The organism is Rhodococcus jostii NBRC 16295 (assembly GCF_001894825.1).
Lineage (GTDB): Bacteria > Actinomycetota > Actinomycetes > Mycobacteriales > Mycobacteriaceae > Rhodococcus_F > Rhodococcus_F jostii.
Genome location: NZ_BCWY01000003.1, coordinates 21190 through 38951, shown reverse-complemented (window position 1 = coordinate 38951; position 17762 = coordinate 21190). Strand labels below are relative to the sequence as shown.

At 68.4% G+C, this 17762-nt stretch carries 17 protein-coding genes; 13 read left to right on the top strand and 4 right to left on the bottom strand.

The window, feature by feature from the left end; all coding sequences use genetic code 11:
- Complete coding sequence (locus RJ1_RS02920; protein ID WP_073358400.1) at positions 1 to 564, bottom strand: helix-turn-helix domain-containing protein; 564 nt, start codon at positions 562 to 564, stop codon at positions 1 to 3.
- A gap of 141 nt (positions 565 to 705) precedes the next feature.
- On the opposite strand from RJ1_RS02920, the gene RJ1_RS02915 reads away from it, so the two are divergent.
- The 10 genes from RJ1_RS02915 (at position 706) to RJ1_RS02870 (ending at position 12024) form a co-directional block, all read left to right on the top strand.
- The gene (locus RJ1_RS02915) at positions 706 to 2091 is read left to right on the top strand and encodes a uracil-xanthine permease family protein (RefSeq protein WP_073358399.1); all 1386 of its coding nucleotides are present in this window, start codon (positions 706 to 708) and stop codon (positions 2089 to 2091) included.
- A complete protein-coding gene (locus tag RJ1_RS02910) occupies positions 2072 to 3136 on the top strand; it encodes an isopenicillin N synthase family dioxygenase (RefSeq protein ID WP_073358398.1) in 1065 nt (354 codons plus the stop codon). The genes RJ1_RS02915 and RJ1_RS02910 overlap by 20 nt, the downstream gene beginning before the upstream one ends.
- Positions 3133 to 3900, top strand: coding sequence for an alpha/beta fold hydrolase (locus RJ1_RS02905; protein ID WP_073358397.1), 768 nt, complete (start codon positions 3133 to 3135; stop codon positions 3898 to 3900). Before RJ1_RS02910 ends, RJ1_RS02905 begins: the two co-directional genes overlap by 4 nt.
- Before the next feature lie 120 nt (positions 3901 to 4020).
- Positions 4021 to 5340 (top strand): amidohydrolase family protein, encoded by a 1320-nt coding sequence (locus RJ1_RS02900; RefSeq protein WP_073358663.1) that lies wholly within the window; start codon positions 4021 to 4023, stop codon positions 5338 to 5340.
- Positions 5341 to 5384: 44 nt separating this feature from the next.
- Positions 5385 to 5897, top strand: coding sequence for a 2-oxo-4-hydroxy-4-carboxy-5-ureidoimidazoline decarboxylase (gene uraD, locus RJ1_RS02895; RefSeq protein ID WP_073358396.1), 513 nt, complete (start codon positions 5385 to 5387; stop codon positions 5895 to 5897).
- On the top strand, positions 5897 to 6226 hold the full coding sequence (gene uraH, locus RJ1_RS02890) for a hydroxyisourate hydrolase (protein WP_073358395.1): 330 nt from the start codon (positions 5897 to 5899) through the stop codon (positions 6224 to 6226). Before uraD ends, uraH begins: the two co-directional genes overlap by 1 nt.
- 3 nt (positions 6227 to 6229) lie before the next feature.
- The gene (gene pucL / locus RJ1_RS02885; protein WP_073358394.1) at positions 6230 to 7141 is read left to right on the top strand and encodes a factor-independent urate hydroxylase; all 912 of its coding nucleotides are present in this window, start codon (positions 6230 to 6232) and stop codon (positions 7139 to 7141) included.
- Positions 7141 to 8502 carry an 8-oxoguanine deaminase gene (locus tag RJ1_RS02880; RefSeq protein ID WP_501193843.1) on the top strand — a complete coding sequence of 454 codons (1362 nt, stop codon included), beginning with the start codon at positions 7141 to 7143 and terminating at the stop codon, positions 8500 to 8502. The genes pucL and RJ1_RS02880 overlap by 1 nt, the downstream gene beginning before the upstream one ends.
- Positions 8503 to 8506: 4 nt before the next feature.
- On the top strand, positions 8507 to 9316 hold the full coding sequence (locus RJ1_RS02875; protein WP_073358392.1) for an FAD binding domain-containing protein: 810 nt from the start codon (positions 8507 to 8509) through the stop codon (positions 9314 to 9316).
- Positions 9313 to 12024, top strand: a complete 2712-nt coding sequence (locus tag RJ1_RS02870) for a molybdopterin-dependent oxidoreductase (protein ID WP_073358391.1) — start codon at positions 9313 to 9315, stop codon at positions 12022 to 12024. The genes RJ1_RS02875 and RJ1_RS02870 overlap by 4 nt, the downstream gene beginning before the upstream one ends.
- Positions 12025 to 12056: 32 nt before the next feature.
- Here the strand turns inward: RJ1_RS02870 and RJ1_RS02865 are convergent, their stop codons facing one another.
- On the bottom strand, positions 12057 to 12521 hold the full coding sequence (locus RJ1_RS02865; protein WP_073358390.1) for an NUDIX hydrolase: 465 nt from the start codon (positions 12519 to 12521) through the stop codon (positions 12057 to 12059).
- Positions 12522 to 12530: 9 nt separating this feature from the next.
- Positions 12531 to 13835: an NAD(P)/FAD-dependent oxidoreductase gene (locus RJ1_RS02860; protein ID WP_073358389.1), complete on the bottom strand. Its 1305-nt coding sequence runs from the start codon at positions 13833 to 13835 to the stop codon at positions 12531 to 12533.
- A 153-nt stretch (positions 13836 to 13988) separates the two neighbouring features.
- On the opposite strand from RJ1_RS02860, the gene RJ1_RS02855 reads away from it, so the two are divergent.
- Positions 13989 to 14888, top strand: a complete 900-nt coding sequence (locus RJ1_RS02855) for a LysR family transcriptional regulator (protein ID WP_073358388.1) — start codon at positions 13989 to 13991, stop codon at positions 14886 to 14888.
- Here RJ1_RS02855 and RJ1_RS02850 read toward each other — a convergent pair.
- Positions 14885 to 15829: an alpha/beta fold hydrolase gene (locus RJ1_RS02850; RefSeq protein ID WP_073358387.1), complete on the bottom strand. Its 945-nt coding sequence runs from the start codon at positions 15827 to 15829 to the stop codon at positions 14885 to 14887. The genes RJ1_RS02855 and RJ1_RS02850 overlap by 4 nt on opposite strands.
- A 233-nt stretch (positions 15830 to 16062) precedes the next feature.
- Here RJ1_RS02850 and RJ1_RS02845 point away from each other — a divergent pair, with 233 nt between their 5' ends.
- Positions 16063 to 17055 (top strand): isopenicillin N synthase family dioxygenase, encoded by a 993-nt coding sequence (locus RJ1_RS02845; RefSeq protein WP_073358386.1) that lies wholly within the window; start codon positions 16063 to 16065, stop codon positions 17053 to 17055.
- Positions 17056 to 17090: 35 nt separating this feature from the next.
- Positions 17091 to 17705, top strand: a complete 615-nt coding sequence (locus RJ1_RS02840) for a nucleotidyltransferase family protein (protein ID WP_073358385.1) — start codon at positions 17091 to 17093, stop codon at positions 17703 to 17705.
- Positions 17706 to 17762: the final 57 nt, after the last annotated feature.

The following is a 17762-nucleotide window of genomic DNA, read 5'->3' as shown; positions in this document are numbered from 1 at the left end:
TCAGAAGGACGGCGGGGTGCTCGTGATGAGGAACCGGGCCGGTTCGGCGGCGTCGTTGAACCACCGGTGCGGCACGGTGGCGGGGTAGTAGAGTGTGTCGCCCCGCTCGAGCACATAGCTCTCCTCCACCCCCACCTCCACGCGGATTCGGCCCTCGATGACGTAGATGAATTCTTCACCGGCGTGTTCGGTGTGTTCCCCGGCCTGCGAACCCGGTTGGGCGGTCACCTCGTTCGGTTCCATGGCCCGCGCACCCGTGGAGCAGAACCGGAGCACGGCACCGTCCGACAGCGCGAAGCGTCTGCCCTCCCGACTACGCACCAGACTGGTCGGCGTGCGCGCACCCTGCTCGAGCAGGGCATGCGCCGTGGTGCCCAGCACCTGGGCCACCCGGTGCAGGTTCATCACACTGGGCACCGAGTGGCCGTTCTCGGCCTGACTCAGGAACGGTTGCGACAGTCCCGTTTTCGCCGCCACGTCGCGCAGGGTCAGCCCCGCGTCGCGCCTGGCCGATCTGATCGCGGTACCGATCGCAACGGCCAGCAGGTGTTGATCCTCGTCCATGAGCCGAACGCTAGCACCGGATTTCGCGGAAACCTCGACTGATAACACGGACGAAACGAAATTGACCCTGCTTAGTAAAGATTGACGTGCTCAATAGAACGTGAACTCGAACGCTCCCTTCACTCGGATGGAGATCGACCCATGTCCTTCCACGCAGTCGACCAGCGCCTGCCCCTCGTGCGGCAAGCGGCCTTCGGTCTGCAGCACGTCCTGATCATGTACACCGGCTGCATCACCGTCCCGTTGGTCTTCGGTGCCGCAGTAGGACTCGACAACTCCACCGTCGCGCTGCTGATCAGCGCCGATCTGCTGATCGCCGGCATCATCACGATCATCCAGAGTCTCGGGGTGGGGAAGCTGGCGGGCGCACGACTGCCGATCGTCTGCGGCGCGACGTTCGCCGGGCTGACACCGATGATCCTCATCGCCCAGGAGTACGGGCTTCAGGCGGTCTACGGTTCCATGCTGGCCGGCGGTCTCGTCGGACTCGCGCTCGCGGTCCCCTTCGCCAGACTGATCCGGTTCTTCCCACCACTCGTCACCGGGGTCGTCCTCACCGTCGTCGGCATCTCCCTGATCGGTGTCGCCGCCGGTCTCATCGTCGGAAACGATCCGACGGCAGACGGTTTCGCCGATCCCGGCAACATCATGCTCGCCGGCGTCGTCGTGCTCGTCGCGATCGGATTCCTCTGCCTCGGACGCGGGATCTGGACCCAGCTCGGTGTCCTCATCGCCCTCGTCATCGGCACGCTCGTCGCGATTCCGATGGGCCTGATCGACCTGGGCGGGGTGTCCGGCAGCTCCTGGTTCGGCGTCACCGCACCGTTTCACTTCGGCGCACCGGAATTCCCGATCACCGCGGTGGTCGCGATGAGCATCGTGATGGCCGTGGTGTTCGCGGAGTCGACGGCGAGCATGCTGGCGCTCGGCGAGATCACCGGCAAGCCGCTCACCAAGGGCGACGTGGCCCACGGCCTCGTCGGCGACGCGATGTCCGGTGTGCTCGGCGGCATCTTCAACGCGTTCGTCGACACGATCTTCACCCAGAACGTCGGAGCCGTCGCCACCACCCGCGTCCACAGCCGGTACGTCACGGCCACGAGCGGCGCCATCCTGATCGTCCTCGGACTGATCCCGAAGATGGGTGCCGTGGTGGCGGCACTGCCCGCACCGGTCGTCGGCGGTGTCGGCATCATCCTGTTCTCGACTGTCGCGGTGGTGGGTATGAACACCCTCCGTAAGGTCGATCTCAGCGATCGGATCAACACCACCATCGTCGCGGTGTCGGTGGGCATCGGTCTGCTGCCCGAGTTCGCCGAGGGCATGTTCGAGCACTTCAACTCCTCCGCCCAGATCCTGCTGGGCAGTGGTATCACCCTCGCCGCCATCTCCGCGTTCTCCCTGAACCTGCTGTTCAACCACACCCGGATCGGAACCGCCGCCCGCGCCGCGTCCGCCCCGGTCGTCGCCCACTCCGACCCCGTTCCCACCACCTCCGAGGAGCCGCATGCTGCCGCCCGAGCCTGAGCCGTTCGACGTCCCCGTCATCGACATCTCCCCGTACGTCACCGGCGGGTCCGGCGCGGAGCGGGCCCGGGTGGCGCGCGAGGTCGACTCCGCCTGCGCCACCGTCGGATTCATCCAGATCCTGGGCCACGGCATCCCGGCCCCGGTGATCGACGGACTCGCCGGTGCCATCGACGACTTCTTCGCGCTTCCGCTCGAGGCGAAGAAGGCGTATCGCGTGGAGGGTGCCAACCGGGGGTACAGCCCGCCGAAGAGCGAGTCTCTCAGTCTGAGCCTGGGCGTCGAGTCGGCCACCCGTATGAACGACTTCTTCGAGGCCTACAACGTCGGAACCGAAGCCCGCTCGTTTCCTGGCCTGGCATTGTCCGAGGACGACTACGGACTGAACGTGTGGCCCGAGATTGTGGCCTTCACGGAGTCCGTGCAGGCCTACTACGCGCACGGCGAGCGCGTCGCACGCACCCTGACACGGATCTTCGCCGACGCCCTCGGGCTCGATCCGGAGTTCTTCGCCGCCCTGACCGACCATTCCATCGACGTCCTCCGCATGAACAACTACGCCCTGCCGGAGGGCAGCGTCACCCTCGACGGCGACCTCACCGGCATGGGCGAGCACACCGACTTCGGACTGGTCACGGTGCTGTGGGCCGATCGTGTGGCCGGACTGCAGGTGCTCGGGCGGGACGAGCGCTGGCACGACGTGAGCCCTGCGGAGGACGCGCTGCTCGTCAATCTCGGCGACCTCACCGCCCGGCTCACCAACGACCGGTGGATGTCGACGCTGCACCGCGTCACACCCCCGGTCGTCGACGGAACGATCAAGCGCCGACGGTCGGCGGCGTTCTTCCACGACGGCAACGTCGATGCGGTAATCGCGTCGTTGCCGCAACTGTGCGGCGACTCCGACGACGGCTACGAGCCGGTGACGGTCCGCGAGCACATCAAGGCGAAGCTGGCGGGTTCCCGTCACGGCAAGAAGAACACGGCCCCGGGACGCGAGGCCGAACGGGTCCTGGCCGCGGCGGAACGCGAGGCCGCCCGGTGAGCCGTGCGCACGTCGTACTGATCCACGGCGCCTGGGCCGGGAGCTGGGTGTGGGACACACTGCTGGAGCCGTTGCGTGACAACGGATACGAGCCGCACCCGCTCGAGCTTCCCGGTGTCGGGAGCTGGGCGGACGGAGCCCGGACCGGCCTGGACGACGTCGCGGACGCGGTCACCGCCCACATCGCGTCCCTGGACGGACCGGTATTCCTCGTCGGACACTCGGGCGGCGGCATCGTCGCCACCGAAGTGGCCGAACGCATTCCGCACCGCATCGCGGGCGTGGCGTACGTCGCCGGAATGATGCTGCCCTCGGGAAGCAACTTCGGCGACCTCTGCGAGGACCTCCGACTGCCGGAACCGGTCGGGATCTCGGCCTGGCTGCAGTCCACCCCCGACGGGTCCGGGACCGTCGTGCCCCCGGAGGCCGCGGCCGCCGTGTTCTTCCACGAGTCCACGGCTGGTGACGCCATCGCAGCGGCGCGAAAGCTGCGGCCGCAGCTGGAAACCGCGCGGCTGATGGCCCCGCCGTGGACGCCGGAGCGGTTCGGCACCGTCCCGCGACTGTACGTCGAGGCGACGCTCGACCGTTCGGTGCCGCTCGTGACGCAGCGTGCGATGCAGGCCCGGGTGCCGGGTGCGACGGTGGTGACCCTGGCCAGCGACCACGCACCGCAGCTGTCGGCGCGCGAAGCCCTGCTCACGGCGCTCGTCGACTTCTGCGCCTCGGCTGTCGCGAGACCTGTTTCTGCACAGGAAATCTGATGGAAACACGATCCCGCTATATTTCGGAGCACATTGCCCATGGCTGAAACGAGCAATGTGCGAACCCGTGTCCGGCGGGCGCGAACCAGCCGCACTCCCGAGAACCCATGGAGGATGCGGATGCACGCCGATCTGATTTCCGATGTCACCGTCTACTCGAACGGCAGCTGGCTGCCGCACCGCGACGTCCTGATCGCCGACGGTCTGATCACCGAGATCCGCCCGACCGCTCCGGCACCGTCGGGGGCCACAGCGGTCGACGGTGCGGGGGCATATCTGATCCCCGGATTCGTCAACACCCACACCCACCTGCAGCAGTCGTTGATGCGCGGCATCGGCGAGGGGCAGCCGCTGCTCAGCTGGCTGCTGACCGTGGGTGAGGAATCCGCGGTCATCACCCCGGAGCGGGCCTACCTGGCCGCGGTCGCCGCGAGCCTCGACGCCCTGCGCAGCGGAACCACGGCGCTGGTCGAGCACATGTGGCCGCATCCGTCTCCGGACGTGCACGACGCGGTGCTGCGCGCCCTGGAAGACACCGGCGTGCGGGCGCTCCTCGGCCGCGGAGTGGCGGACCGCGCGGACACAACGCGCAAATGGGGCGTCGACCCGCGCCTCCTGCAGCCGCTGCCCGGCGTGCTCGAGCACACCGACCACCTGGTCAAGCAGGCCGAGGGAACCCGGGTCACGGTCGGTCTGGCCGTCCCAAACCCGCGGTCGCTGACCCCGGAGGGGATGGCGGCGGTGCGACGGTTCGCGGGCGAACGCGACATGACCGTGTCGATCCATCTGCTGGAGACACCCACCGACGACGTGATGTGCCGCGAGCATGCCGGCGCGGGCGCAGTCGACTTCCTCGACGCGAACGGATTCCTGTGGGACCGGTTGCTCGCCGTGCACTGCTGCGAACTCGACGCCCGCGGACGTGCGGTGCTGGCGCGCCGCGGCGTGGCCGTCTCGTACAACCCGATGAGCAACATGCGCCTCGGCAGCGGTGTCGCTCCCGTTCCGGAGATGCTCGAGGCGGGCATCGCGGTCGGGCTCGGCGTCGACGGCGCCGCCAGCAACGACACCCAGGACATGCTCGAAACGCTGCGCATGGGCGCCTACGTGCAGCGGGCGCATCGCAAGACGGCCGACCTGTTCGGATTCGACGCCATGATGGACCTCGCGACGAACGGCGCAAACGAGAATGTCGGTTTCGCGTCCCGCCCGAACGGTGTGGCCGTCGGCGGCGCAGCCGACCTGACCCTGATCCGCTTCGAGCGCGACTTCGGTTGCCTGCCGGTCCGCGACCCGGGCGCGACGCTGTTGACCACCGGGAGCCGGCAGATCGTCGACACCGTGCTGGTCGACGGCGAAGTGCTGATCCGGGACGGACACAGCACCAGGGTCGACGAAGCAGGGCTTATCGCCGAATTGACCGCCACCGGTGCGCCATAGTGGTAGCCAGAGGTACCGAAAAGGCGCACGAGCGAGGAGCCCTCATGACCGAACCGCCCGGCCTGATTTCGTTCAACGCACTGAGCGACGCGCGGGCCGTCGATCTGCTCGTGCAGTGCTGCTCGTCGACGGTGTGGGCGCAGCGGATGGCCGTCGGCCGTCCGTTTCCGTCCGCCGACGCGCTGTACACCGCCGCCGAGAACGTGCTCGGCGACCTGACGGAGTCCGAGATCGACGCGGCCCTGGCCGGCCACCCGAGGATCGGCGACCGGGCGGACAACCCGTCGTCCGCTCGCGAACAGTCGGCGGTCGCCGCCGCCGACGACGACGTCCGCGCGCGCCTGCGGGCCGGTAACGAGGAGTACGAGCAGAAGTTCGGGCACGTCTACCTGGTGTGCGCGTCCGGTCGGTCGGCGCAGGAACTGCTGGACGTGCTGCGCGACCGCCTCGGCAACGACGGCGCCACGGAGCGCAAGATCCTGCGGACCGAACTGGCCGCCATCAACCGGATACGCCTCGAACGCCTTCTCGGCGAGATCGGAGACACGGCACACTGATGTCCAAGATCCTCAGCACCCACGTGCTCGACGCCACCGACGGCACACCCGCGGCCGGGATGCACGTCCGTCTGCTGTCACCTGAAGGCGATGTCATCGCGAGCGCGGCGACGGATGCGGACGGCCGCATCGCCGAAATCGCGCCGGAGGGTCTCATCGCGGCCACCTATTCGCTGGCCTTCGACACCGGCGAATACTTCGCCGCCCGCGGCCAGGAGACGTTCTACCCGGAGGTGTGCGTCACGTTCGTCCTCGACGACCCGCAGCGCGGTTACCACGTCCCGTTGCTGTTGTCCCCCTTCGCCTATTCCACCTACCGCGGGAGCTGAAGAATGACCGACCTCACCGGCGCCATCGTCCTGGGCGACAACCAGTACGGCAAGGCCGAGAACCGCATCGTGCGGATCTACCGCGACACCCCCCGGCACGAGATCCGGGACGTGAGCGTGTCGACGTGCCTGCGCGGCGACTTCTCGGCGGCGCACCTCGCCGGCGACCAGAGTTCGGTGCTGCCCACCGACACCCAGAAGCAGACGGCGTACTCCTACGCGAAGGAGAAGGGGCTCGACTCCATCGAGGAGTACGGTCTGACGCTGGCACGGCACTTCGTGGACGATGTCGCCCCGGTTCAGGGTGCGCGCATCGAGATCGAGGAATACGCGTGGCAGCGCGCCGTGGTCGACGGGGCCGAGCACGATCACACGTGGGTGCGCAAGGGTGAGGAGGTGCGGACCGCGGCGGTCACCGTCGACGCCGACGGCACGTGGGTGGTCGGCGGGCTGAAGGACCTCGTGATCCTCAAGTCCACCGGCAGCGAGTTCTTCGGCTTCCTGAAGGACGAGTACACGATCCTCGAGGAGACCCACGACCGGGTGATGGCGACTTCGCTTGTCGTGCAATGGCGATTCGTGAGCACCGACGTCGACTGGAACAGTGTCTACGACGGCATCAAAGAACAGATCGTCGCGACGTTCGCGACCGTCCATTCGCTCGCCCTGCAGCAGACGCTGTACGAGATCGGCAAGGCGATCCTCGAGCGGTACCCGGTGCTCGCGGAGGTGCGCCTGTCCGCGCCCAACAAGCACCACTTCGCGCACGACCTCGCGCGCTTCGGCGTGGAGAACGACAACGAGGTGTTCCATGCCGCCGACCGCCCCTACGGCCTGATCCAGGCCACGGTGCAGCGTTCCGACGCTCCCGACCCCGGGCCCGCATGGTCCGCGTACGCGGGGTGGCTCAGCTGATGTCCCCCGACACGGTCGTCATCTCCGGCGCCTACGTCGCTACGGTCGACGCCGCGGGCACCGAGCATCCGGACGGCTACGTGGTGGTGCGGGGCAACCGCATCGTCGACGTCGGCGCCGGTCCCGCGCCGGTCATCGAGGGCGCCCGGGTGGTCGACGGACACGGTTGCCTGCTCACCCCGGGGCTGGTGAACACCCATCATCACCTGTACCAGTGGATCACCCGCGGGCTCGCCGCCGACGACACCCTGTTCGGCTGGCTGACCACCCTCTACCCGATCTGGGCGGGCATCGACGCCGACGCCGTCCGGACCGCGGCCACCGGCGGTCTCGCCTGGCTGGCGAAACACGGGTGCACGACCACCACCGACCACCACTACGTCGTGCCCCGCGACGGCGGCGACGTGTTCGGCGCGGAGATCGAGGCCGCGCAGACCGTCGGACTGCGGTTCCACCCCTGCCGAGGGTCGATGGACCTCGGCCACAGTCAGGGCGGGTTGCCACCCGACTCGGTGGTGGAGCGTCTCGACGACGTGCTGAAGGGCACCCAGGACGTCATCGACCGCTGGCACGACCCGGCGCCCGACTCGATGCTGAGGGTCGCGGTGGCACCCTGCTCCCCGTTCTCCGTCACCGGCGACCTGCTCACCGAGGCCGCGGCGCTCGCCCGGTCCGCTGGGGTCCGGTTGCACACCCATCTCGCGGAAACCCTTGACGAGCAAGACTTCTGCGCCGAGCGGTTCGGCTGCACCCCGGTGCAGTACATGGAGCAACTCGGCTGGGTGGGCCCCGACGTCTGGTACGCCCACGCCGTCCACCTCGACGACGCCGCGATCGGCACGATGGCCGGCACCGGCACCGGCGCCGCCCACTGCCCCACGTCCAATGCCCGCCTCGGCGCCGGGATCGCCCGGGTCAAGGACCTCCACACGGCCGGGGTTCCGCTGGGTCTCGGTGTCGACGGCGCCGCCAGCAACGAGGCGTGCAACATGCTGGAGGAGGCCCGCCACGCCGTGCTGTTCGCCCGGGCTCGCGGCGGCCCGCGCGAGATGTCGGTGCGCACCGCCCTCGAACTCGCCACGCGCGGCGGGGCCCGGGTGCTCGGCCGGGAGGACGAACTCGGCTCCCTCGAGCCCGGCACACTGGCCGACCTCGCGCTGTGGCGGGTCGACACACTCGCGCATTCCGGCATCACCGACCCGGTGGCGGCGCTCGTCCTCGGCGTCACTCCACCACTGGAGTTGCTTCTGGTGAACGGGCGGACCGTCGTCGAGCGTGGGAGAGTGATCACCGTGAACGAGGAGAATGTCGCCGCGGAGGTCGAGCGGGCCCATCGGGTCCTGGTGCGCAAGGCCGGCTGACACCATGGATCTGTCGTTCGTCACGGAGATATCGGCCCCCCGCAGCCGCGACGACCTGCCCGCCCCGGAACCCGGAACGGCGTATCTGGCAGGGGGAACCTGGCTGTATTCGGAACCGCAGCCGACGGTCACCCGGTTGGTAGACCTGGCCACCCTCGACTGGCCGGCGATCACCGTGCACGAGGACGGGCTGGAACTCGCTGCGACGTGCACCATCGAGAACCTCTGCAATGCACCGCTTCCCGCCGAGTGGGCGGCCAAAGACCTGTTCCGGCCGTGCGCCGAGTCGCTGGTCGCGTCGTGGAAGATCTGGCACACCGCGACGGTCGGCGGCAACCTCGCGCTGGCTCTCCCCGCCGGCGCGATGATCACGCTGTGCTGCGCGCTCGACGCCGAAGTGCTGATCTGGACAGCCGACGGGGGTGAACGCCGAGTTCCGGTAGACCGGTTCGTCACCGGCGCCGGTCGCACGTCGCTCGGCCTCGGCGACCTGATCCGCAGCATTCATCTCCCCGCCGCCGCGTTGCGGGGGCGCACCTCGCTGCGCAAGATCGCGTATTCGCCGCTCGGACGGTCCGGTGCGCTGCTCGTCGGGCGCGTCGGCGCGGACGGTTTCACGCTGACCGTCACGGCGTCCACGGTCCGGCCGTTCGTGCTGCGATCCCCCGCCGTCCCCGACGCCGACGTGCTGAGCCGTTCTCTGTCGGAACGGATTTCCCCCGACGACTACCTGACCGACGCACACGGCGCCGCGGACTGGCGTCGTCACGTCACGGGAGTTCTCGCCGAGGAGATCAGGAGGGAACTGGCATGAAGTTGACGGTCGACGGGCAGTCGGTGGATGCCGACCCCCGGCCCGGTCAGTGCCTGCGTACGTTCCTGCGGGATCAGCAGCGGTTCGCGGTCAAGAAGGGCTGCGACGCCGGCGACTGCGGTGCGTGCTCCGTCCTGCTCGACGGCAGTCCGGTGCACTCGTGTGTCGTGCCCGCACATCGGGCCGCGGACCGCGAGGTGACCACCGCCGCCGGTCTCGGCAGCCCGGACCAACTTCATCCCGTGCAGCAGCAATTCGTCGACGCCGCCGGTTTCCAGTGCGGATTCTGCACGCCCGGGATCGTGGTGACCGCGTCCGCACTCGACGACAGCCAACGCGCCGACCTGCCGCGCTCCCTGAAGGGAAATCTGTGCCGCTGCACCGGGTATCGCGCGATTCGCGACGCCGTCGGTGGGGTGTGCACCACCGAATCGGACAGTGCCGGTGAGTCGTTCGGCCGGTCGATTCCCGCACCCGCCGCCACCCGCGTGGTGTGCGGCGCCGAGCCGTACACGCTCGACCTCACCGTCGCCGGACTCGCACACATCCAGATCCTCGGCAGCCCCCACGCGCACGCACGCATCACCCGCCTCGACACGTCCGCTGCGGAGAAACTGCCCGGCGTCCACGCGGTGCTCACCCACTGCGACAGTCCCGATATCGCCTTCTCCACGGCGCGCCACGAATTCCGCACCGACGACCCCGACGACACCTACATTTTCGACACCGTGCTCCGGTTCCGCGGCCAGCGCGTCGCGGCGGTCGTCGCAGACTCCGTCGACATCGCCAGGCGCGCACTGGAACTGATCGAGGTGGAGTACGAAATCCTCGAACCCGTCTTCGACCCCGACCTGGCACGCCGCCCCGGCGCGCCGCTGCTGCACGGCGACAAGGGTGCCGATTCCCGGATCGCGGATCCGGCTCGCAACCTGGTGGCCGAAGTCCACGGCGAAGTCGGCGACCTCGCAGCCGGACTCGCGGCGGCGCGGGCCACGGGCGCGGTGGTCGAGGGGACATGGCAGACGCAACGCGTGCAGCACACGCACCTCGAAACCCACGCTGCCGTCGGCTGGCTCGACTCCGACGGACGGCTCACCCTCCGCAGCAGCACCCAGGTGCCCTTCCTGGTCCGCGACGAACTCGCCCACCTGTTCTCGCTCGACCGCTCACAGGTCCGGGTGTTCACCGCCCGCGTCGGTGGCGGATTCGGCGCGAAGCAGGAGATGCTGGTGGAGGACCTCGTGGCCCTCGCCGTTCTGCGCACCGGCAGACCGGTGCAGTACGAGCTCACCCGGTCCGACCAGTTCACGATCGCCCCGTGCCGGCACCCCATGCGGGTCGCGGTGAAGGTCGGGGCCGACGGGGACGGAAAGCTGACCGCGCTCGCCGTCGACGTGCTCTCGGACGCCGGCGCCTACGGCAACCACTCGGTGGGGGTGATGTTCCACGGCTGCAGCGAATCCGTTGCGCTGTACCGGTCGCCGAACAAGAGGGTGGACGCACAGGCCGTCTACACCAACAACCTGCCGTCCGGCGCGTTCCGCGGCTACGGGCTCGGCCAGATCATCTTCGCGGTGGAGTCCGCGCTCGATCAGCTGGCGACGCAGCTGTCCATCGATCCGTTCGAGCTGCGCCGCCGCAACGTGGTCGTTCCGGGCGACGACTTCGTCGACTTCGAGGTGGAGCACGGCGACCTCACGTACGGCAGTTACGGGCTCGACCAATGCCTCGACCTTGCGGAGGCCGCACTGCGCCGCGGCAACGACGTGCGCCCGCCGGACGGACCGCAGTGGCGGGTCGGTGAGGGCATGGCGGCGTCCATGATCGCGACCATCCCGCCGCGGGGGCACTTCGCGGACGTGTCCTGCACCCTCGTCGAAGGCAGTCGGTACGAACTTCGGGTGGGCACCGCCGAGTTCGGCAACGGCACCACCACCGTGCACGCCCAACTCGCCGCATCGGCACTGGGCACCACCGCCGACCGGATCACCGTGCTGCAATCCGACACCGACGTCGCCGGGCACGACACCGGCGCGTTCGGCTCCGCCGGCACGGTGGTGGCCGGCAAGGCGGTGCACCTCGCCGGCACCCGGTTGCGGGAACAGCTGTTCGAGGTCGCGCGCCGCGTGGCCGGCGCCGACCCGGACAGCGACTGCACACTGACACCCGACGCGGTCGAGGTCGCCGGGCGGGTCGTCGAACTGGACAAGCTGGTGCCCGAGGGACCGCTCCGGGCCGAAGGCAGGCACGACGGCACACCCCGCTCGGTGGTGTTCAACGTGCACGCGTTCCGGGTGGCGGTCGACACCGTCACCGGTGAGGTCCGGATCCTGCAGTCGATCCAGGCGGCCGATGCCGGGACGGTCCTCAACCCGCAGCAGTGCCGCGGGCAGGTCGAGGGTGGTGTGGCTCAGGCGATCGGCAGCGCGCTGTACGAGGAGATCCTGCTCGACGGCGCCGGAACGGTGCTCAACCCGCAATTGCGGAACTATCACATCCCGCAGCTCGTGGACGTGCCGGACACCGAGGTGTACTTCGCGGACACCTACGACGAGCTGGGCCCGCACGGTGCCAAGTCGATGAGCGAATCCCCGTACAACCCGGTCGCTCCGGCCCTGGCCAACGCCATCGCCGACGCCACAGGCGCGCGGCTTCGCCGGATCCCGATGAACCCGGCCGCCGTCTGGCGTGCGCTCCCGCGCCCGTGAGTACTTAGTAACGTTCCGCGGTTAATAAGTACTCACGGGCGCCGAAGGCGCAAGGCTCTAATGATCGGACGCTGCCCCTTGACCAGCTTGGTCTCGGCGACGCTCGCCGGGAACCAGCGGGCGTCGTCGACCTCCGGGAACTGCTGCCGCTTCCCCGATCGAGGCGGCCATTCCAACTCGAAGGTGTTGCTCTCGACGAAGGTGACGTCTTCGTTCACCTCCGCCGCGTAGACGGTGATCAGTTTGCGGGACGGCTGCTTGAACTGTCCGAGCAATTCGTACTCCACCGCCGGTGCGGGCGCGCCGATCTCTTCCTCGAACTCGCGCAACGCGGCGGCGTAGGGATCTTCGCCCTCGACGTACTCACCCTTGGGGATCGACCACGCCGCTTCGTCCTTGCGCGCCCAGAACGGGCCGCCCATGTGCACGAGCCACAACTGGAGCACTCCCGCATCGTCGGTGCGATACAGGAGTACTCCAGCGCTGGTGACGGTCATCGACCGATGCTAGGCCGCGGCGCCCTCTCGCTGCTCGGTCAGTTCGGCGGGTTCGATCTCCTGGGCGTAGTGGAAGTGCGGGCGGCGGTGTCCGAGGAACGAACCGAACCACGACATCACCGCGACGTACCGGTTGCGGAAACCGACCAGGTAGACGAGGTGCACGGCGAGCCACAGGAACCAGGCGAGCACACCGGTGAGCTCGATCTTGCCGACGCGGGTGATGGCGCGGAACCGGTTGATGATGGCCATGCTGCCCTTGTCCCGGTACTTGAAGGGCGTTCCGAGGGCGCGCTTCCCGGTGATGATTGCCGCGACGTGCCGGCCGCCCTGCATCGCGAACGGCGACTGCGCGGGCAGGTTGTTCAGCGAGGCCATGTCGCCGATCGCGAAGACATCGTCGTAGCGGCCCACCGTGAGGTCCTCGTCGACCAGCAGGCGGCCGCCACGGCCGGTCTCACAACCGGTCCGGTCCGCGAGTACGGCGGCGAAGTCGTTGGCCTGGATGCCGGCCGACCAGATGATCGTGTCGGCCGTGAGGCGCTTCTCGAAGCCGGTGCTCGGCGACGACAGCGTGGCACCGTGGTCGTCGATGTCGGTGACCATCGTGCCGAGCACCACCTCGACACCCGCCTTCTCCAGCGAGTCCTGGGTGTACTTGCTGAGCTTGCCGCCGAAGACCGGCAGCGTCTCGTTCGCACCCTCGACGAGGGTGACGGTGACGTCTTCGGACGTGATGTCGCGGAGCGACTTCTCGAAGTAGCGGCCCGCCAGTTCCTTGATCTGACCTGCCAGTTCGACACCGGTCGGGCCGGCACCGATCACGATGAAATGCAGCAGGTCGCGGCGACGCTCCGGGTCGGAGGTGGTGTGCGCCTCCTCGAAGCAGCGGACGATCTGACGGCGCAGCCGGTCGGCGTCGGCGACGGTCTTGAGCGCGTACGTGACCTCGGCGAACTCGTCGTGGCCGAAGTAGGCCTGCCGTGCGCCCGTCGCGGCGATGAGGCTGTCGTATCCGATGGTGTGGCGGATGCTGCCGGCCTCGTAGACGACCTCTTTCTTGTCCGGGTCGACGTCGACGACGCGGCCCAGCCGGACGTCGCCGCTGGGGTACTTGGCGAGGATCGCGCGGATCGACGGAGCGATCTCGCCGGGCGAGATGACACCGGTGGCGACCTGGTACAGGAGAGGCTGGAACAGATGTTCGGTGGTCTCGGAAATCAGCACGAACGGTGTGCCGGCCTTGCCGAGCTTCTTCGCCGCCGCGAGGGCGCCGAATCCCGATCCCACGATGACGACCTGTGTGCGATCCACCGAAAACCTCCTACTGCCTCGAGCATCTGTTAGCGCTGCGTATGAGCTCCACATTAGGGATCGGCCGATGTTAATCGCCAGTAAGCTGGGGAAATCGAAATTGTGTTATCTCGATTGCTCATAAGTCAGCACAGGAAGACGTAACCTCGAGTCATGGAGTTCCGACAGCTTCGCTACTTCCTCGCGGTCGGCGAGGAGGGCAGTTTCTCGCGCGCGGCGCAACGCTGCTTCATCTCCCAGTCGGCGATCAGCCACCAGATCGCCAAACTCGAGCACGAGTTGGGCACCACTCTGCTCGAGCGGTCGACGCGCGCCACCCGGCTGACCCCCGCCGGCGAGCGCCTGATGCCGATCGCCGCCGAGATGATGGGTCTCGAGGCGCGCGCGCTGTCGGTGGGGCTCGATCCGCGCAACCGGCTGCGCATCAGCGCGAGCATGAGCTTCGCGACGCAGAGCCTCGAGGCGATTTCACTTGTCCGCGAAGACTTCCCACAGCTCGACATCGAATTCGTCATCAAGGACTTCACCGACCGCATGACCGCGGTCGCGTCGGGCGACGCCGATCTCGCGCTGATCCGCGGCGGCGTCGATCGGCCGGGCCTCGAAACGGTGGAGTTCGGGCTCGAAGACCTGGTCATCGTCACGTCGAGCAAACACCCGCTGGCCGGGGTCTCCAGCGTCGATCTGAGCGAACTGGCGCCGTACCCGCTGCTGCTCCCGCCGCGCAGCAGTCAGATCCTGATCCACACGGTGGTCGAGGACGCGTTCCGGCAGGTCGGGCAGCGGGTGATGCTCGGACCGTCGATCCCCAGCGACCACACGGCCACCCTCGACGTCCTCACCACACCCCGGTCGTGGACCGTGCTGTACGCCGACACCGCCGACGCGACACCCCGCAGGGGGCTGAGCTTCCTGCGCGAGGCCCACGACCGTCTGCGCATCCCGGTGTGCGGTGTCGTCCGCAGCGGAACCGCGACCCGGCCCGAACTGACGCACCTGTTCCGCGCACTCGCGCAGTCGATCGCCGGGTCCGGCGGATCGGCCGAAATCTAGACGTCGATCAGACCGTGCCTGTCGACCCACGTCAGCACGCGATCGAGCAACGTGTCGGGAACCTCGAGCTGCGGCGTGTGCCCCACGTCCGCGAGAATCACGCTGTCCCACCGCGGGTTTGCCGTCGCCACCTTGCGGGCCGCCGCGACCGGGACCAGTCGGTCGCGGTCGCCGTGGAGCAGGAGGACGGGTTGTGCGATCGACTGCATGACGTCGAGGTATCGCCGCGGGCGCGCCAGCACCCGCATCAGTGAGCGGCTGGCCTGAAGGAACGCCGCGTCCTCGGACGGCTGTCCGCGCCGGTAGCCCGCGAGCGCCGCTGCCGCGTCGAGGGAATCCTCGGACGCCCGGCTCGGGTCGGCGAAGCACAGATCGATCATTCGCTCGACCAACTGCCGGTCCGTCATCTTCCTGCTCGAGTACTGCAGGAACCGCTCCCCAACGAACGGGGTGAAGTACATCGCGAACTGCGCGGCGATCCGTGGGTCCGGGATCCGTTGCGCGACAGGCAGTGCGGGGTCGACGAGAACCAGGGCCGAGACCGTCTCGGGGTGCGCCGCCGCCTCGAACAGCGAGATCATTCCGCCCATCGAGTTGCCCATGAGGATCACGGGGCGGCCGACGACGTCACGCAGGAAGCGGTGCAGCACTTTCGCGTTGGCGCCGACCCCGGTCCGGCGACGTCCGGACGGGCTGAGCCCGAATCCCGGGAGATCGACGGTCAGCACCCGGGTGCGCTCGGCGAGGATCGGTGCGATCCGGACCCAGTTGAGGTGCGAGCCACCGAGTCCGTGGACCATGACCACCGGCGGGGACCCGGTGTCTTCGCCGTACTCGACCCAGTGCACCGGCCCGTCGAGGTCGACGATGCTGCCCGCGCCACCCCATCGCTGCGCGAAGCCCTGCTGAGCAGGTTCGCCGACTGATTTCGGATCCACCATGTGTCCGTCCGTTCCGACTGTCGCCGTGTCGAGGCCACGGCCAGTCTACGGCGCACGCAGCGACATCGGCCCTGACTTCATATTGCATGTAATGAAGTCACTCGGCTGTTTCTGCAGGTCGATGCAGGCAACCCAGTTAACGCGCACGTCACACCCGGATCCTTGATCGTCATCTTCAGTGGCCATAGTGGGTGGAACACCAAGATTGCATGTAATCATGAACGGAGCGACACATGACCGGCAGCCACACGCTGAACGAACTCGCGAAGGAATCCCGCATGGGCGGTCCCGGGACGGAGACCACCGACCGGGAGATACGCCGAATCGACCTCTCGGACTTCGATGCTCGACGTTCGGACATCAGCGAACAGCTGTGGGACGCGGCGGTCGACGTCGGCTTCTTCCAGGTCTACAACCACGGCATCGACCTCGCCGACGTGCGCAGGGCCTTCGCGATGTCCGAGCAGTTCTTCGCCCTCGATCCGGCGGTGAAGGCGCAGTACCCGCTGAAGAAAGCCTTCAACTCCGGGTGGGAGAGTAAAACACAGGTGCGCCCGTCCATCGGTGTCCCGGACGAGAAGGAGTCGTACCAGATCACCCGGCCCCGCATGGGCGATCTGTGGCCCACCGAGGAAGAACTGGCCGGCTTCCGCGACACGATGCTCGGCTTCGAGGCACAGTGCTGGGCGGTGGCGATGCGACTGTTGTCCTGCTTCGCCGACAAACTGGGGTTCGAGCGCGACTTCTTCGCCCAGGCTCACGACCCGTCGGTGGACAGCTACCAGAGCACCCTGCGGATGCTGCACTACTTTGCCATCCCGAAGCACCTTCGCAGCGACCTCGGCCTGTGGCGCGCGGGCGCCCACACCGACTTCGACTGCCTCACTCTCCTGTTCCAGCAGGAAGGCCAGGGCGGGCTGCAGGTGCTGCCGGGCAAGGAGATGGAGACTGAGGAGTGGACCTCGATCGAGCCGTCCGAGGACGCGATCACCTGCAACATCGGTGACATGCTGATGCGGTGGAGTGACGACCGGCTGCCGTCCAACTTCCACCGCGTCAAGAATCCGGGACCGGACGGCGACCACGGCGCCCGCTACAGCCTCGCGTTCTTCGCCCAGGCCAACCGCGACGTCGTCATTTCCGGGCCGGCGGGCAAGTACCCCGACATCACGGCCGAGGACTACCTCTACCAGCGCGTCAACGCGAACTTCGCCGAGGAAAAGTAGGTTGGACGCATGCAGCGCGGACCGGTGAGAACTCGATGACGATCGGGGGCGTGCTGCTCGCCGCCGGCGCCGGTTCGCGCATGGGCATGCCCAAGGCACTCGTCGTCGGCGCGGACGGGCAGCCGTGGCTGGCCCGTGGCGTCCGAGTGCTGACGGACGCCGGATGCGAGCACACCGTGGTGGTGCTCGGCGCCCGCGCCGACGAGGCCGAGAACCTGCTGCCCGACGGCGTCGCGGTGACCGTCGGGATCGCGGAGGACTGGCAGTCGGGGCTCTCCGCATCCCTGCGGAAGGGACTGGAGGTCGCGGCGACGTTCGACGACGTCGACGCCGTCGTCATCACCCTGGTCGACCTCCCCGACCTCGGCGTCGACGCCGTGTGCCGGCTGGGATCGGTGCCGCAGGGCGACGCCCGGACTGCGCTCCGCCAGGCCCACTACGGCGGACGTCCGGGCCACCCCGTTCTGATCGGCCGGGACCACTGGCTCCCGTTGCGGCGCAGCCTCACCGGAGACTCCGGTGCACGGAAATACCTCGAGGCACACGGCGCCGAGAGGGTCGACTGCTCCGACCTGGGATCGGGCCGCGACGTCGATTCGCCGCGCGAACTCGGCCGACCGCTGGACGAACAGGACGCCGGTTCGATCTGACGCAACGAGCGTCCCGTTCGCGCAGCGGAGATGGGGTATACGCCGGGAACCGCGCGG

Bases quoted from the DNA above. Each gene is read 5' to 3' on its own strand.
- RJ1_RS02920 (WP_073358400.1), bottom strand. From the start codon at position 564: ATGGACGAGGATCAACACCTGCTGGCCGTTGCGATCGGTACCGCGATC.
- RJ1_RS02915 (WP_073358399.1), top strand. From the start codon at position 706: ATGTCCTTCCACGCAGTCGACCAGCGCCTGCCCCTCGTGCGGCAAGCG.
- RJ1_RS02910 (WP_073358398.1), top strand. From the start codon at position 2,072: ATGCTGCCGCCCGAGCCTGAGCCGTTCGACGTCCCCGTCATCGACATC.
- RJ1_RS02900 (WP_073358663.1), top strand. From the start codon at position 4,021: ATGCACGCCGATCTGATTTCCGATGTCACCGTCTACTCGAACGGCAGC.
- uraD (WP_073358396.1), top strand. From the start codon at position 5,385: ATGACCGAACCGCCCGGCCTGATTTCGTTCAACGCACTGAGCGACGCG.
- uraH (WP_073358395.1), top strand. From the start codon at position 5,897: ATGTCCAAGATCCTCAGCACCCACGTGCTCGACGCCACCGACGGCACA.
- pucL (WP_073358394.1), top strand. From the start codon at position 6,230: ATGACCGACCTCACCGGCGCCATCGTCCTGGGCGACAACCAGTACGGC.
- RJ1_RS02880 (WP_501193843.1), top strand. From the start codon at position 7,141: ATGTCCCCCGACACGGTCGTCATCTCCGGCGCCTACGTCGCTACGGTC.
- RJ1_RS02875 (WP_073358392.1), top strand. From the start codon at position 8,507: ATGGATCTGTCGTTCGTCACGGAGATATCGGCCCCCCGCAGCCGCGAC.
- RJ1_RS02870 (WP_073358391.1), top strand. From the start codon at position 9,313: ATGAAGTTGACGGTCGACGGGCAGTCGGTGGATGCCGACCCCCGGCCC.
- RJ1_RS02865 (WP_073358390.1), bottom strand. From the start codon at position 12,521: ATGACCGTCACCAGCGCTGGAGTACTCCTGTATCGCACCGACGATGCG.
- RJ1_RS02855 (WP_073358388.1), top strand. From the start codon at position 13,989: ATGGAGTTCCGACAGCTTCGCTACTTCCTCGCGGTCGGCGAGGAGGGC.
- RJ1_RS02850 (WP_073358387.1), bottom strand. From the start codon at position 15,829: ATGGTGGATCCGAAATCAGTCGGCGAACCTGCTCAGCAGGGCTTCGCG.
- RJ1_RS02845 (WP_073358386.1), top strand. From the start codon at position 16,063: ATGACCGGCAGCCACACGCTGAACGAACTCGCGAAGGAATCCCGCATG.
- RJ1_RS02840 (WP_073358385.1), top strand. From the start codon at position 17,091: ATGACGATCGGGGGCGTGCTGCTCGCCGCCGGCGCCGGTTCGCGCATG.